Here is a 13207-nt window from a genome sequence, read left to right as displayed (position 1 = left end):
CGATGCGCGAGTGAATGCGCTGGACGCGGGCTTTCGCCTTGTTCCAGTTGCGGCTGAATCTGACCTTGCGGCTCATCGCCTGCTGCGCTTTGCACAGCGCGGTTTCATGGCGTTTGAAGCTGTTCAGGGGTGCGTAGAACGAACCATCCGAAAGCGTGGCGAACCGGGCAATGCCCATGTCGATGCCGACTGCCGCACCCTGTGCCGTGGGCTGCTCATCGATCTCGCGTTCGGTCTGGATACTCACGAACCACTTGCCACACGACTGGCTCACGGTGATGTTCTTCACAGTACCCAGCGTCTCGCGGCTGTTGCGGTAGCGCAGCCAGCCCAGCTTGGGCAGAAACAGGCGGCTGTTGGTCTGGTCGAGCTTGATCTGTTTCGGGTCGGGATAGCGGAAACTGTCGCGCTGCCCCTTCTTCTTGAACCGGGGAAAGTCGGCTCGCTTGGCGAAGAAGTTGGTGTAGGCCCGTTCCAGATCCTTGAGGCTCTGTTGCAATGGGTGAACAGGCGCATCGGCCAGCCATGCGGTTTGCGGGCTATTGCGCCATTCGGTCAGCAACTTGCACAGGCCCGCATAGCCGAGCTTCTTCTCGCCTTGCTCGTGGCGCTCCTTCTGCAACGCCAGCGCCTTGTTGAAGACGAAGCGACAGGAGCCCGCAAAGCGGCGCATTTGCCGCTCCTGCCGGCCGTCTGGCATGAGTTCGTACTTGAAGGCTTGAAGTCGTTGCATGCTGCTCTTGAACCATGAGCGATCAAGACGACATTAGGCGCGGACGGCACGGTGTTTTCAAGCTGCATGCCCATGGGGTCTTTGTAACGAAATACCGCCGTAGAAGGGCATCTGTGTCGCCGTGTTACTGCGCATCATCCTGTGGCTGTGCATCCATCGAACAGCAGCAGACACCCCACGGTAACCAGGGACGGCTACGCCGTCCGCGCTATCCTTCCCCGCCCTGAACGGCGGGGCTTGTCGCGCCCCGATGGTCAATTTAACCGTAGGCGAGCCAGACCTCGACACCCCGGAGCACATCCTCCTAGCGGCCGAAGCGGCCCTGCGCGGCGGAGACACTCACTACACCGCCACCACCGGCACCCTGGCGCTGCGCCAGGCCATCGTCACCAAACTGGCACGGGACAACGACCTGCCTTATACGGTTGATGAAGTGGTCGCCGGCTGCGGCGGCAAGCACATCATCTACCACGCCCTGGCCGCGACCCTGAACCCCGGCGATGAAGTGATCGTGCACACGCCGTATTGGGTCTCATACCCGGACATTGCCCGCCTTAACAGCGCCAACCCGGTGATCATCCCCGGCAGCGAGGCCCAGGGCTTCAAGCTCAGCCCGCAGGAGCTGGCACAAGCCATCACTCCACGCACCAAGTGGGTGATCCTCAACAGCCCCAACAACCCCAGCGGTGCGGTGTACAGCGAGGCCGAGCTGTCGGGGCTGGCCAACGTCTTGCGTCGCCACCCACAGGTGCTGGTGATGTCCGACGAAATCTACGAGCACTTCGTGTTCGGCGAGGCGCGGCATGTATCACTGCTCAATGTCGCCCCAGACCTGAAGCAGCGCACCCTGATCATCAACGGTGCGTCCAAGGGCTACGCCATGACTGGCTGGCGCCTGGGGTTCGGTGCCGGCCCCGCGTTTCTGATCGCGGCGGTTGCCAAGCTGCTGTCGCAGACCACCACCTGCCCCAGCTCGATCAGCCAGGCCGCAGCCGTCGCAGCATTTGCCGGTGACCAGCAGCCCATCGCGGCGATGCGCGAGATCTACCAGCAGCGTCGGGCACGGATGCTGGATCTGCTGGCAGAGATTCCCGGCCTGAGCTGCACGCCGCCGGCGGGTGCGTTCTATGCCTTCGTCAATGTCTCGGGCCTGCTCGGCAAACGTACGCCGGAAGGTGCCGTGCTGCACAGCGACACCGACGTGGTGACCTGGTTGCTCAACGAGGCCGGTGTGGCCACGGTAGGCGGCGCGGCTTACGGCATGTCGCCGTATATTCGCCTGTCGTTTGCCAGCGCCATTGAGGTCATCGAACAAGGATGCCGCCGCTTCAAGGACGCCGCAGAGCGCCTGAGCTGATTAATGGATACTGCGGCCAGGGATGGCCAGACGCTGCCTATAACAACAACGCATTTAGGGTGTCTCTATGCAACCTCGTATCCCCCTGGTCTGGCAAATCCTCATCGGTCTGGTGGCCGGCATCGCCCTTGGCGCGCTGCTGCATGAATTCCCGGACTCGAAACAATGGCTGGTGGCCAACGTCCTGCAACCGGCCGGCGACATCTTCATCAAGCTGATGAAAATGATCGTGGTGCCCATCGTCTTCTCGTGCATGGTGGTCGGCATCGCCGGTCATGGTGACGGCAAGGCACTGGGGCGCATCGGCGTGCGGGCGCTGCTGTATTTCTTCGCAGTGACCACTACGGCGATCATCATCGGCCTGCTGATCGGCAACCTGCTGCAACCTGGTGCGGGCACTGAACTGGGCAGTCTCAAAGCCGCTGCCATCACAGTACCGGGCGCCGATGCCCATCGCGGCCTGGGCCAGATCATCGTCGGCATCATCCCGGACAACATCATCAACGCCATGGCCCAGGGCAGCCTGCTGTCGGTGCTGTTTTTCGCGGTGATGTTCGGTCTGGCAGTCGGGCAACTCGATGAAGCCCGCAAGGCACCGCTGATCGACACCCTGCGCGCAGTCTCGGATGCGATGTTTCGGGTGACCTCAATGATCATGGCCTACTCACCAATCGGGGTGTTCGGCATGATCGCCGTCACGGTATCGAACTTCGGCTTCAGCTCCTTGCTGCCGCTGGGCAAGCTGATTCTGGTCAGTTACGTGGCGATCCTGTTCTTTACACTGGTAGTGCTGGGCAGTATTGCGCGTTACAACGGCATCAGCCTGTTCGGACTGATGCGCCACATCAAGGATGAACTGTTGCTGGCCTTCTCCAGCGCCAGCTCCGCCGCGGTGATGCCACAACTGATGAAGAAGCTGGAGAGCTACGGCGCGCCACGTTCGCTGGTGAGCTTCGTGGTGCCGGTGGGCTATTCGTTCAACCTGGACGGTGCTTCGCTGTTTCTCGGTATCGGCACCCTGTTTGTCGCGCAGCTATACGGTATCGAGCTGTCGCTCACCCAGCAGGCACTGCTGGTGGTGACCATGGTGCTGACCTCCAAGGGCGCAGCAGGCGTGCCGGGGTTCATGTTTGTGATCCTGTCCGCCACCCTGGCCAGTGCCGGTCTGCCGCTCGAAGGCGTGGCTTTCATCGCCGGCGTCTACCGCCTGATGGAGATGCCCACCACCGCCCTCAATGTGCTGGGCAATGCTCTTGCGCCGCTGGTGATAGCACGATGGGAACAGCGCGATGGTGTACAACTACAGCAAGCAGAAGATCTGAACGCACGCTAAGACAGGGTTGTCGGCAGAACTGCCTCGGTAAACGTGAAGGCAGTTCTGCTGGCGACAATCTTTCAAGATAGCGGCTGTTCTGGACCCGGCGGATTTTGCTCCGCCCGCCGCAAGACCCCATCGCAGTAAATCACTTCCTGACCCAGCCAGGCCGGGTCAACCTGCGGCAGCACGGCCGATGGCTTGCGCAGTTCACGCAACAGCGTCGAGCCGTGCGACAACCGTCCGCCCATTCGCGCAATCACCGCTTTGGCGGCTTGATAATGCGCATGACGGCCAGGATCGAGGGTGTCTTCCAGCAAAATGTCCTGGCCCAGAATGCCGCGCACCTGCCCCGGATAAATCATGAACCCGGCCGCCTGCTCGCGACCTTCACGGCCGTCCTGCCAGAAGCTGCCATCGCGGTTGCGCACGTCAGGATGCGGCGCGAACCAATGCCCGCGCTCGGCCTCGGGCATGGCGTGATGCAGACGAAAGAAAATGCGCATCAGGTTGTCGCGATACCACTCGCGCACTTGCAGGTAGTAGCCACGCAGTCCTGGCAAGCCGGCTTTGTGCGCCAGGCCGATTGCCAGCGGCCATTGCGGGAAAGCCTGTAGCGGCAAGGCGGTCAGTGCCGGTCGCGGCGTGCCAGGGTCGGTTTCCCAGGGCAGCCGGTGCGGGCAGTTTTGCAGGTTGTCGTATGCCGTCGGTGGCCGGCCCAGCGCCGCCCCACCACTGCTGGCCAACGCAGTGGCAATGCACAGGTTGCCCTGCACCACGAACACGTAGAAGCGGCTGAACCAGTCGGCCAGTTGCTGGCCGTTGGCGCCCTGCTCAACCTGTTGCGCCAGTTCGGCGTCGAAGCGCTGCAGCTGTTGCTCAAGGGTCAACAGGTGCCTACGCGCAATACGCTGCATGCGCAGCAAAACCGGCAATGAGCGCAACAGCCGCCAGGGTCGCATCGGCAGGTGCGGCGTGGCGCCGCCGACTTCACCGGCATAGTGGCTCGATGGGATGCCCCAATCGGCCAGACGCGCCAGGAACAGGTCATTGTTGATATACGACGCGCCACCAAACACGGCGGTGAAGGGTTCGTTATCCTGCAACACCCGCGCATCCCAACCCGCCATGATCGCCGGAATACTCGCGGCAGCACGGCGCTGGCCATACTCGACAAACCGGCTCGGCTGCGGCGGCAGGATCTCGGCGATGTTCGCCGCCGTCAAATGCCGACGCCAGCCGTAATCGCTGATCGGCCGGTACTGCAACAGCCATAACTGCTGGCCGTCCCAGGCCCATTCCACATCGCCGGGCACATAGTGAAAAACCCGCAGTACACCCTGTAAAAAGTCCCAGAGCATCGTTTGCGTCAGCCCGCGACAAGGCTTGAATGATCCGCTGCTCCACGCCTGGCCCAACCGGGAAATCGTCGCCCGCTGTGGGCTGACCTGGCCGTCGGCCAGCGACTCCAGGTGCCCCTCGACCCACTCCAGCTCGACCGCCAGATGGCGCACGAAACCAATACCGGAAATCACTGGTTTGATGAAGCGCTGCACCACCACTTGCTCGACACCCGCACCAAGCAGCTCATCAACCCGTGCGCTCAGCTCTTGGGGCGTAACACGCAGGAAGGTGGTGCTCAACCCGGCATTGGCAGCATCGGCCTGATCCTCGCTAAAACTGGATGAGCGCACCGCCCAAAGCGTATCGGCCGCCGCGCCCAGTAACTCTGGCAGGCGCGAGTCGCTGCTGCTCTGCACAACCAGCGCCGCCGGCACCGGTTGCCCGGCCATTTGCGCCAGCTGCAGGCGGCCGCCCTTGGTGTGGGCGACAAAGCCCTGCTCGCCCGACTCCAGCCAGCCAACGAAACCGGCCGGATCATCGATCCATGGGTAATGCCCCCAGCCCGCTTTGAGGCTGATGCGCAAATCGGCCCGCGCCAGAATCGCCGACCAGGCCGCCGCCTGTTCGATGCCGAGCACGCCATCCTGATCGCCCCATACCAGCTCGACCGGGTCCTGGACCCATTCCAGCAATGGCAGCGCGGTGCTGGCGCGCAGCAGATCCCAATACGGCACAAACGCCCGGCAGCGCGCATACCCCTCGCCCATGCGCTGGTACTGCGCCGGGGTCCAGCTGCGACGGGAAAACTTACTGGCGAACAAGGTCGGCCGATTGGCCAGCAGCCAATGGATGGTCTTGCGAATCGGCAGCGGCGACATCAGCGCCGGAAGCCGCCGCTGCCAAAGAAAGGCGCCCACCGGCGCCAGCAATACACTGCGAGAAAAGTGCCCCGGCTGACGCTGCAAGGCATGCAACACCAGCAAGGCATTGACACCCACGGCCATGATCGCATTGCCGGGCCGGGTGGCGGCGATCAGCGCACTGACGTAACCATCAAGGTCACTGCAGGGTGGCTCGGGGTTGTTCCCAAAGCCCGGCAACTCCAGCGCCTGAACCCGGTAGCGGTGAAAGTGTGGCAGCGCATCATCCCACCAGCGGGCGGTGCTGCCGTTGCCGGCCAACAGGTACATCAAGGGCTTGCTCACGCAGCACTCCGGTCATGACGGTACAGCCACAGCAACGGCGGTACCAGCGCGAGCAGCGCCAGGCTGTCGATCAGCAGATGCGACCAGACGCCGGCCTTCAAGGAAATCACAATATCCTGCGGCGCCCACAGCAGCAGCCCGGCCATCAGCCAGCCCCAGACCATCGGCTGGCGCACGCGGCTGCCGATATGAATCAACGCCAGCATGTACAGCGAATAACTCTGCAAGGTCGCACCAAACAGCGCCAGCCACCAGGTCTGCTGCTCACGCGCCGCGAGCGGTGCAATGCCTCCCCAGAACGCCTGTTCCAGCGACGCCAGATACTGATCGAACAGCCCGCTGGGCGCCGCCCAACTGAGCAGCAACCCGCCCAGCAGGTGCCCACCGGCAACCAGATAAAGCCAGCGGATAAGGTGTTTGCGCTGCGGCGAGGATGAAGGTGGCATTCCAGGTCCCGGGAAAATCCTTGAAAGCTGGCGAGTGTAGCGAGTTGTGCAGCAGCGGGTAAGCATCCCGCTATACCCTTCGACTTGACGCTCGGGTCGACCTATTCAGTAGCGATCAATCAAAGCCTGCTCAAGCGCAGCACCTCTTCATCACTCAATTGCAAGGTCGCCGCACGGGCCAGGCTTTCGACCTGGGCCACGCTGGTTGCGCTGACAATCGGCGCCGTGACGCCGGGCTGGCGTAGCAGCCAGGCCAGTGCCACTTCCGAGGGGCTGGCACTGTGGGTCATCGCCACGTCGTCCAGCGCATCGAGAATCGCCAGGCCGCGGCGATTGAGGTATTTGCCGATGCTGCCGCCGCGCTGGCTCTTGTGCAGGTCAGCCTCGGAGCGGTATTTGCCGGACAGAAAGCCCGACGCCAGGCTGTAGTAGGTCACCACACCGATATCGGCATGGATGCACAGTTGCTGCAGGTCGCCGGCAAAGCCTTCGCGGTCGTACAGGTTGAACTCCGGTTGCAGCACCTGATAGGACGGCAGGCCCGGTTGCTGGGCGACAGTCAGGGCCTCGACCAGTTGCTCATAATTGAGATTGGACGCGCCGATGCTGCGGATCTTGCCTTCTCCGAGCAGCTTGCCGTAAGCCGCCAGGGTTTCCTGATAAGCGACCTCAGGATCGGGCCAGTGAGAGAAGTACAGGTCGATGTAATCGGTCTGCAGCCGCGCCAGTGACGCTTCCACGGCCTGATCGATCCAGCGCTGCGACAAGCCTTTGCACTCTTCGCTGCCCATCTGCGAACCGACCTTGGTAAACAACCGGATCTTGTCGCGCAGCCCCGGCCGGGCCTGCAGCCAGTTGCCAATGATGGTTTCCGACTCTCCGCCCTGGTTGCCTTCAGCCCAGGCCGAGTAGACATCAGCGGTGTCGATGGCATCGAAACCGTGGTCGATAAAGGCGTCCAGCACCGCAAAGCTGGTTTTCTCATCGATGGTCCAGCCCAATACATTGCCGCCGAATACCAGCGGCGAAATGTCGAAACCGGTCGCGCCCAGAGTGCGTCGTTGCATGATGGTCTCCCCCCTCGATTGCATTAAATAGCTGAGTATCGGAACCCCGCAGTGCCCCGTCGGTTCGATGACATCGGGATTAAATCGCTCTGCGGACAGATTTTTTTGGCCGGCCTGTCCCCTTTTCCTGTCTCGCGTGTCATGAGTGTTATCAGTACTCAAAAAGAGAGCACCTCAATGCCCGCACTGCCACGCCGCCGTTCGCTTCTGGCGTCCTCGATTTCCCGCTCAACGTTGTGCCTGAATCTGGGCATGGGCCTGGCTTTGGGCGTACCCGCGCTGCTGCCGCAAATGGCCGTTGCGCAGACCCAGCAGCAAAGCTATGACATCCCGGCCGGCGATCTCGGCTCGGCGCTGACCCGTTTCGCCGGGCTGGCAGGGGTCAGCCTGTCGGTAGAGCCAGGACTGGTCCAGGGTCGGCAAAGCACCGGCCTGTCTGGCAGCTACAGTGTCGAAGACGGCTTTGCCCGGCTGCTGCAAGGCAGCGGCCTGCAACTGCAAAGCGTGGGCAACAGCAGCTACACCCTGGTTCCGGCCCCTCAGGCGTCCGGCGCAGGCACTCTGGAACTGGGCAGCACCGCGATCGTCAGCACCAGTATTCTGTCGTTCAACGGTGACGGTGAGCGCTACGCCGGTAATCAGGTGGCGCGGCGCGGTTCGCTGGGCCTGCTCGGCTCGCGGGACTTCATGGACACGCCGCTGAGCAGTACCACCTATACCAGCGAAACCGCCAAGAACCTGCAAGCCCGGACCCTCAGCGACCTGGTGGCCAGTGACCCGTCGGTGCGCGCCACCAACCCGGCCGGCGGGCGCTTCGAGCAGTTCACCATTCGCGGCTTCAGCCTGTTCAACACCGATGTGTCGTACAACGGCCTGTACGGCGTGTTGCCGACCTACTCCATCGACATGGAAATGGCCGACCGGGTTGACGTGTTCAAAGGCACCAACCAATTGCTCAACGGTATTTCGCCACGCGGCAGCATCGGCGGCGGCGTCAACGTGGTCGCCAAGCGCGCCACCGATAAACCCATTACCGAGTTCACCGGCAGCGTCGCCTCCGACAGCCAGGTTGGCGGTGCCGTGGATCTGGGCCGGCGTTTTGGTGACAACAATGAATACGGCATCCGCTTCAACAGCGTGAAGCAGTCCGGTGATACTGAGTGGGATCACCAGCACGTTGACCGCGAACTGTCGGTGCTGGGCCTGGATTTCCGTGGCGAGCGGCTGCGCGTCTCGGCGGATATCGGCCGCACCGAACGCGATACCGATGCGCCACAGGAGCGTATCCAGGTCGGCGCCAACGCCCGGGTCCCCAGTGCCGGTGCCATCGACAAGAACTACGCCCAGGCCTGGAGCTGGGCCAGTACCAACGACACCTTCGGCGATCTGAACGCCGAATACGACATCAGCGACTCGTTCATGGTCTACGGCGCGGTCGGCGCCCGCGAGAGCAACCACGAGTTCATGCGTCATGCAGTGTCGGTCAGCAACAACGCCGGCGACTTCACTGTCTCGCCACGCTTCTTCACCCGTGACGAGAGCGTACGCACCGCCACCGTGGGGGCGCGCAAATGGCTGCAGACCGGCCCGGTCAGCCACGAGCTGAACATCTCGGCCACGCACTTTTACATGGACTTCACCAACGGCGGCGCGCGTTATGCCACCGCAGCGGGCAATATCTACAACCCGGTGCAACGCGCTCTGCCGAACACCCCGACCCGCCTGGACTCAAAGGACTACACCGAGAACCGCTTCGACAGTATCGGCCTGGCCGACACCCTGGGGTTCTTTGATGACCGTCTGCTGGTCACCCTGGGCGGACGCTTCCAGCGGGTGCAGGTCGAAGACTGGAGCGATGGTGTGCGTGGCGAGACGGCCTACGACGAGAAGAAGTTCTCGCCCTCCGGCGGCGTGGTGTACAAGGTCACCGATCAGTGGTCGCTGTACGCCAACTACATGGAAGGCCTGAGTCTGGGCAAAATCGCCCCGTCGACCTCGATCAACGAAAACCAGATCTTCGCGCCGTTCATCAGCCGTCAGGTCGAGATCGGCAGCAAATACGACCTGGGGTCGATGGCCTTCACCGCCAGCGTGTTCCGGGTCAAGCAGCCGGCCTACGAGACCAACGCCACCACACGGGTATTCGGCCCCAGCGGCAAGCGTGAAAACACCGGCCTGGAGTTGAACGTGTTCGGTGAACCGCTGCAAGGCGTGCGCCTGCTGGGCGGGGTGATGTACATCCACAGCGAACTGACCGACACGGTCAATGGTGTCTATGACGGCAACCGCGCACCGGCCACGCCCAAGTACAACGTCAATCTCGGCGCCGAATGGGATGTGCCAGGCGTACAGGGCGTGACCCTGACCGCCCGCGGCATCCACTCCAGCTCGCAATATCTGGACCAGGCCAACAGCAAGTCCATCGATAGCTGGCAACGGGTGGACCTCGGCGCGCGCTACGCCTTCAAGGTCAACAGCACCGACGTCACCCTGCGCGCCAATGTCGAGAACGTTCTGGACAAAGCCTACTGGGCCTCGGCCGGTGCCTCCGACGACAGCGAACCAGGCCTGACCCTGTCGACCCCGCGTACCTACCTGCTGTCGGCCACTGTCGGGTTCTGATATCGGCGCTATGAGTAGGAGCGGCTTCAGCCGCGAAGGCTCCGCCGCTAGCCTTCGCCGCTGAAGCGGCTCCTACGGGGTCATGTGTTTGCTGCGCGATAGGCCCCACAGGTTCAATCAGGCAATACGCAGAAACCGCTTGAGCTCTTCGCCCTGCACCTTGGCGTCGTGCCGGCCCAGTTCGATCAGTTCGCTGCAATAGCCTGCTTCGAACAACAGGTAGCTCAAAACACTGGCGCCGCTGGTCTTGGTCGCGCCCGGGCCGCGCAGAAAGGTGCGCAAGGCTGGCGGCAGCTCGTGGCGATGGCGTGCGGCGATTTCGTCCAGCGGGCGACTCGGCGAGATCACCAGCACCTCGACTGGCGCCATGCCCGGCTGACGGCGCGCCTGTTCGTCGGGCAGCAGTGCACTGAGCGTATTGAGCCGCTCCAGCAACTCGATGTCGCCTTCCAGACTGTCAATAAACGTACTGTTGAGCAGGTGACCGCTGATCTGCGCCATGCTCGGCTGATTACCCGTGGTAACCCGGTGCACCTGAGGCTGGGCTTGCACCCCGCGCGGGTTGCCGCTGACCCCGATGACCAACACCCGGTTGGCCCCCAAATGCAGCGCCGGGCTGATCGGCGCCGACTGACGCACCGCGCCGTCACCGAAATATTCCTGCTCGACCTTGACCGGCGCAAACAACAACGGGATCGCCGAGCTGGCCAGCAGGTGATCCACGGTCAAGCGCGAAGGCAGGCCCACACGTCGATGACGCAACCAGGGTTCGATACTGCCTTTGCCCTGGTAAAAGGTCACCGCCTGACCAGACTCATAACCAAACGCCGTCACCGCCACCGCGCGCAAGTGTTGCGCCTCGATGGCCTGCTCGATGCCTGACAGGTCCATGCGTTCGGTGAGCAGATCACGTAGTGGCGAGCTGTTGAGCAGCGCCACGGGGGCTTGGGAACCAAGGCCCAGCAGGCTCTTGCCGACGAAGCGGCTGGCCTGGTGAATCACCCCCGGCCAGTCGCTGCGCAGCACTTGATGGCTGCGAAAGTTTTGCCAGAACAGGGTCAGTTGATGGACCGCCACGCGAAAGCGCATGGCGTCGCTGGCCAGTTTCACCGCATTGATCGCGCCGGCCGAGGTACCGACGATCACCGGAAACGGATTTATTGCGCCATACGGCAGCAGGTCGGCGATACCGGCCAGAACCCCGACCTGATAGGCGGCACGCGCACCGCCACCGGAAAGAATCAGGCCTGTCACGGCCTGATCTGAAGATCCAACTACTGCGGGTTCAACCATCAAAACGAACCTCAGTCATCCATTTTTTATTTTTTTGCGTACAGCCTCGGCTCACCTTCTGGCCGACTTTTGAAGCGCCGGTGCGCCCACAGGTATTGCGTAGGGCACTCGGTAATGGCCTTTTCTACCCATTGATTGATACGCAGGCAATCGGCTTCGTCGTTTTCACCGGGAAAGTGCTCCAGCGGCGGATGAATCACCAGCCGATAACCACGGCCATCGGCCAGACGCTGCTGGGTAAACGGCACCACGCGAGCCTTGCCCAGCTTGGCAAATTTGCTGGTTGCGGTCACGGTCGCGGCCTGGATGCCGAACAGCGGCACAAAGACACTCTGTTTGGCGCCATAGTCCTGATCCGGGGCATACCAGATAGCCCGGCCCTTGCGCAGCAGTTTAAGCATGCCACGCACGTCCTCGCGCTCGACCGCCAGCGAGTCGAGGTTGTGCCGCTCACGGCCCCGGCGCTGGATGAAGTCAAACAGCGGGTTCTTGTGCTCGCGGTACATGCCATCGATGGTGTGTTGCTGGCCGAGCAGCGCCGCGCCGACCTCCAGGGTGGTGAAATGCAGGGCCATGAGGATCACGCCCTCGCCAGCCTGCTGCGCCTCACGCAGGTGTTGCAAACCCTCGATGTGCGCCAGTCTCGCCAGCCGCTGTCGTGGCCACCACCAGCTCATGGCCATTTCGAAGAAGGCAATGCCGGTGGAGGCGAAGTTTTCCTTGAGCAGGCGTTTGCGCTCGGCCGCCGACAACTGAGGGAAACACAGCTCCAGGTTGCGTGCGGCAATGTATTTTCGATCAGCGGCAAACCCGTACATCACCAGCCCCAGCCAGCGGCCAAGCACCAGCAGCAGCCGGTACGGCAACTGCACGATCAGCCACAGCAGCCCCAGGCCCAGCCACAGGGCCCAGAAACGCGGGTGCAAAAAATACGGTCGAAAATGCGGGCGGTCCATTTAGGCTTCCGTCAGGACAATGGCCGCGCATTCTACATCGGTTCGCCATGGCTTGCGGCTGACGGATGTTCTCGTTATAAGTCTCGGCACTTTTAGCGACAAGCTGTTGTCTATGCCGACCATGAGTCAGACCGAATCGCAAAACCTCGACCCCGTGTTTCAGCTCAAGGGCAGCATGCTGGCCATCACCGTTATGGAACTGGCACGCACTGACCTTGAGGCTCTGGACAGACAACTGGCAGCCAAGGTCGCCCTGGCCCCGAATTTCTTCAGCAATACGCCGCTGATTCTGGCTCTGGACAAGATTGCGCCCCAGCAAGGCACGGTCGACCTGCCGGGTCTGGTGCGTATCTGCCGTCAGCATGGCCTGCGGACCCTGGCGATCCGCGCCAGCCGCATCGAAGACATCGCCGCAGCGATTGCCATCGACTTGCCGGTGCTGCCGCCCTCCGGTGCCCGCGAGCGGCCGCTGGAGCCGATAGAAGCCACGCCGCCAGCGCCGAAAGCCCCGGAAAAGCCACCCGAGCCGACCGTCCGGCCAACCCGCGTCATTACCTCGCCGGTGCGCGGTGGGCAACAGATCTATGCTCAGGGCGGCGACCTGGTCGTGGTAGCGCCAGTGAGCCCCGGTGCGGAACTTCTGGCCGATGGCAACATCCATGTGTATGGCCCGTTGCGCGGCAGGGCACTGGCCGGCATCAAAGGAGACACCAAGGCCCGTATTTTTTGCCAGCAGATGGGCGCCGAACTGGTCTCGATCGCCGGTCAGTACAAGGTTTCGGAAGACCTGCGCAGGGACCCGTTATGGGGCACCGGCGTGCAGGTCAGCCTGTCCGGGGACGTGTTGAACATCATTCGGCTTTAACGGA

At 62.6% G+C, this 13207-nt stretch carries 10 protein-coding genes and 1 pseudogene; 5 read left to right on the top strand and 6 right to left on the bottom strand.

All coding sequences use genetic code 11. The annotated features are described in order from the left end of the window. Nucleotides 1-733 (bottom strand): transposase (locus NJC38_RS20310; RefSeq protein ID WP_253116852.1); only part of this gene is annotated, 733 nt, incomplete at its 3' end. A 14-nt stretch (nt 734-747) separates the two neighbouring features. Here NJC38_RS20310 and NJC38_RS20305 point away from each other — a divergent pair. The 3 genes and pseudogenes from NJC38_RS20305 to NJC38_RS20295 form a co-directional block, all read left to right on the top strand. Continuing rightward, nucleotides 748-837: pseudogene (locus NJC38_RS20305) on the top strand (IS200/IS605 family transposase); the annotation flags it as partial. 146 nt (nt 838-983) lie between these two features. Further along, on the top strand, nt 984-2090 hold the full coding sequence (locus NJC38_RS20300) for an aminotransferase class I/II-fold pyridoxal phosphate-dependent enzyme (protein WP_253116849.1): 1107 nt from the start codon (nt 984-986) through the stop codon (nt 2088-2090). Between the two features lie 67 nt (nt 2091-2157). Further along, entirely contained in the window at nt 2158-3423 is a 1266-nt protein-coding gene (locus NJC38_RS20295; protein ID WP_253116847.1) for a cation:dicarboxylase symporter family transporter, read from the top strand. 62 nt (nt 3424-3485) lie between these two features. Here the strand turns inward: NJC38_RS20295 and NJC38_RS20290 are convergent, their stop codons facing one another. From NJC38_RS20290 to NJC38_RS20280, 3 genes are all read right to left on the bottom strand, one after another. Then, entirely contained in the window at nt 3486-5939 is a 2454-nt protein-coding gene (locus NJC38_RS20290; protein ID WP_253116858.1) for an alpha/beta hydrolase, read from the bottom strand. Between the two features lie 11 nt (nt 5940-5950). Continuing rightward, a complete protein-coding gene (locus tag NJC38_RS20285; protein ID WP_253116845.1) occupies nt 5951-6400 on the bottom strand; it encodes a cell division protein in 450 nt (149 codons plus the stop codon). 119 nt (nt 6401-6519) lie between these two features. Beyond that, a complete protein-coding gene (locus NJC38_RS20280; RefSeq protein WP_253116843.1) occupies nt 6520-7467 on the bottom strand; it encodes an aldo/keto reductase in 948 nt (315 codons plus the stop codon). A gap of 252 nt (nt 7468-7719) precedes the next feature. Between NJC38_RS20280 and NJC38_RS20275 the strand changes: the two genes are divergently transcribed. Further along, nucleotides 7720-10089, top strand: a complete 2370-nt coding sequence (locus tag NJC38_RS20275; protein WP_253116856.1) for a TonB-dependent receptor — start codon at nt 7720-7722, stop codon at nt 10087-10089. A 117-nt stretch (nt 10090-10206) separates the two neighbouring features. Here NJC38_RS20275 and NJC38_RS20270 read toward each other — a convergent pair whose 3' ends face one another. Both NJC38_RS20270 and NJC38_RS20265 read right to left on the bottom strand, forming a co-directional pair. After that, on the bottom strand, nt 10207-11382 hold the full coding sequence (locus NJC38_RS20270; RefSeq protein ID WP_253116841.1) for a patatin-like phospholipase family protein: 1176 nt from the start codon (nt 11380-11382) through the stop codon (nt 10207-10209). Between the two features lie 26 nt (nt 11383-11408). Then, nucleotides 11409-12338 (bottom strand): lipid A biosynthesis lauroyl acyltransferase, encoded by a 930-nt coding sequence (locus tag NJC38_RS20265; RefSeq protein WP_253116839.1) that lies wholly within the window; start codon nt 12336-12338, stop codon nt 11409-11411. A gap of 121 nt (nt 12339-12459) precedes the next feature. Between NJC38_RS20265 and minC the strand changes: the two genes are divergently transcribed. Next, entirely contained in the window at nt 12460-13203 is a 744-nt protein-coding gene (gene minC / locus NJC38_RS20260; RefSeq protein ID WP_253116837.1) for a septum site-determining protein MinC, read from the top strand. The last annotated feature ends 4 nt before the right edge of the window (nt 13204-13207 follow it).

This window comes from Pseudomonas sp. 21LCFQ010 (assembly GCF_024129905.1).
In the GTDB taxonomy this organism is placed as follows: Bacteria; Pseudomonadota; Gammaproteobacteria; order Pseudomonadales; family Pseudomonadaceae; genus Aquipseudomonas.
The sequence above is the reverse complement of the archived record's forward strand: the minus strand, read 5'-3'. Positions and strand labels throughout refer to the sequence as shown.

What these genes read in the sequence shown, in the direction of transcription:
- NJC38_RS20300 (WP_253116849.1), top strand. Translation starts at nt 984, where the DNA reads ATGGTCAATTTAACCGTAGGCGAGCCAGACCTCGACACCCCGGAGCAC.
- NJC38_RS20295 (WP_253116847.1), top strand. Translation starts at nt 2,158, where the DNA reads ATGCAACCTCGTATCCCCCTGGTCTGGCAAATCCTCATCGGTCTGGTG.
- NJC38_RS20290 (WP_253116858.1), bottom strand. Translation starts at nt 5,939, where the DNA reads ATGTACCTGTTGGCCGGCAACGGCAGCACCGCCCGCTGGTGGGATGAT.
- NJC38_RS20285 (WP_253116845.1), bottom strand. Translation starts at nt 6,400, where the DNA reads ATGCCACCTTCATCCTCGCCGCAGCGCAAACACCTTATCCGCTGGCTT.
- NJC38_RS20280 (WP_253116843.1), bottom strand. Translation starts at nt 7,467, where the DNA reads ATGCAACGACGCACTCTGGGCGCGACCGGTTTCGACATTTCGCCGCTG.
- NJC38_RS20275 (WP_253116856.1), top strand. Translation starts at nt 7,720, where the DNA reads ATGGGCCTGGCTTTGGGCGTACCCGCGCTGCTGCCGCAAATGGCCGTT.
- NJC38_RS20270 (WP_253116841.1), bottom strand. Translation starts at nt 11,382, where the DNA reads ATGGTTGAACCCGCAGTAGTTGGATCTTCAGATCAGGCCGTGACAGGC.
- NJC38_RS20265 (WP_253116839.1), bottom strand. Translation starts at nt 12,338, where the DNA reads ATGGACCGCCCGCATTTTCGACCGTATTTTTTGCACCCGCGTTTCTGG.
- minC (WP_253116837.1), top strand. Translation starts at nt 12,460, where the DNA reads ATGAGTCAGACCGAATCGCAAAACCTCGACCCCGTGTTTCAGCTCAAG.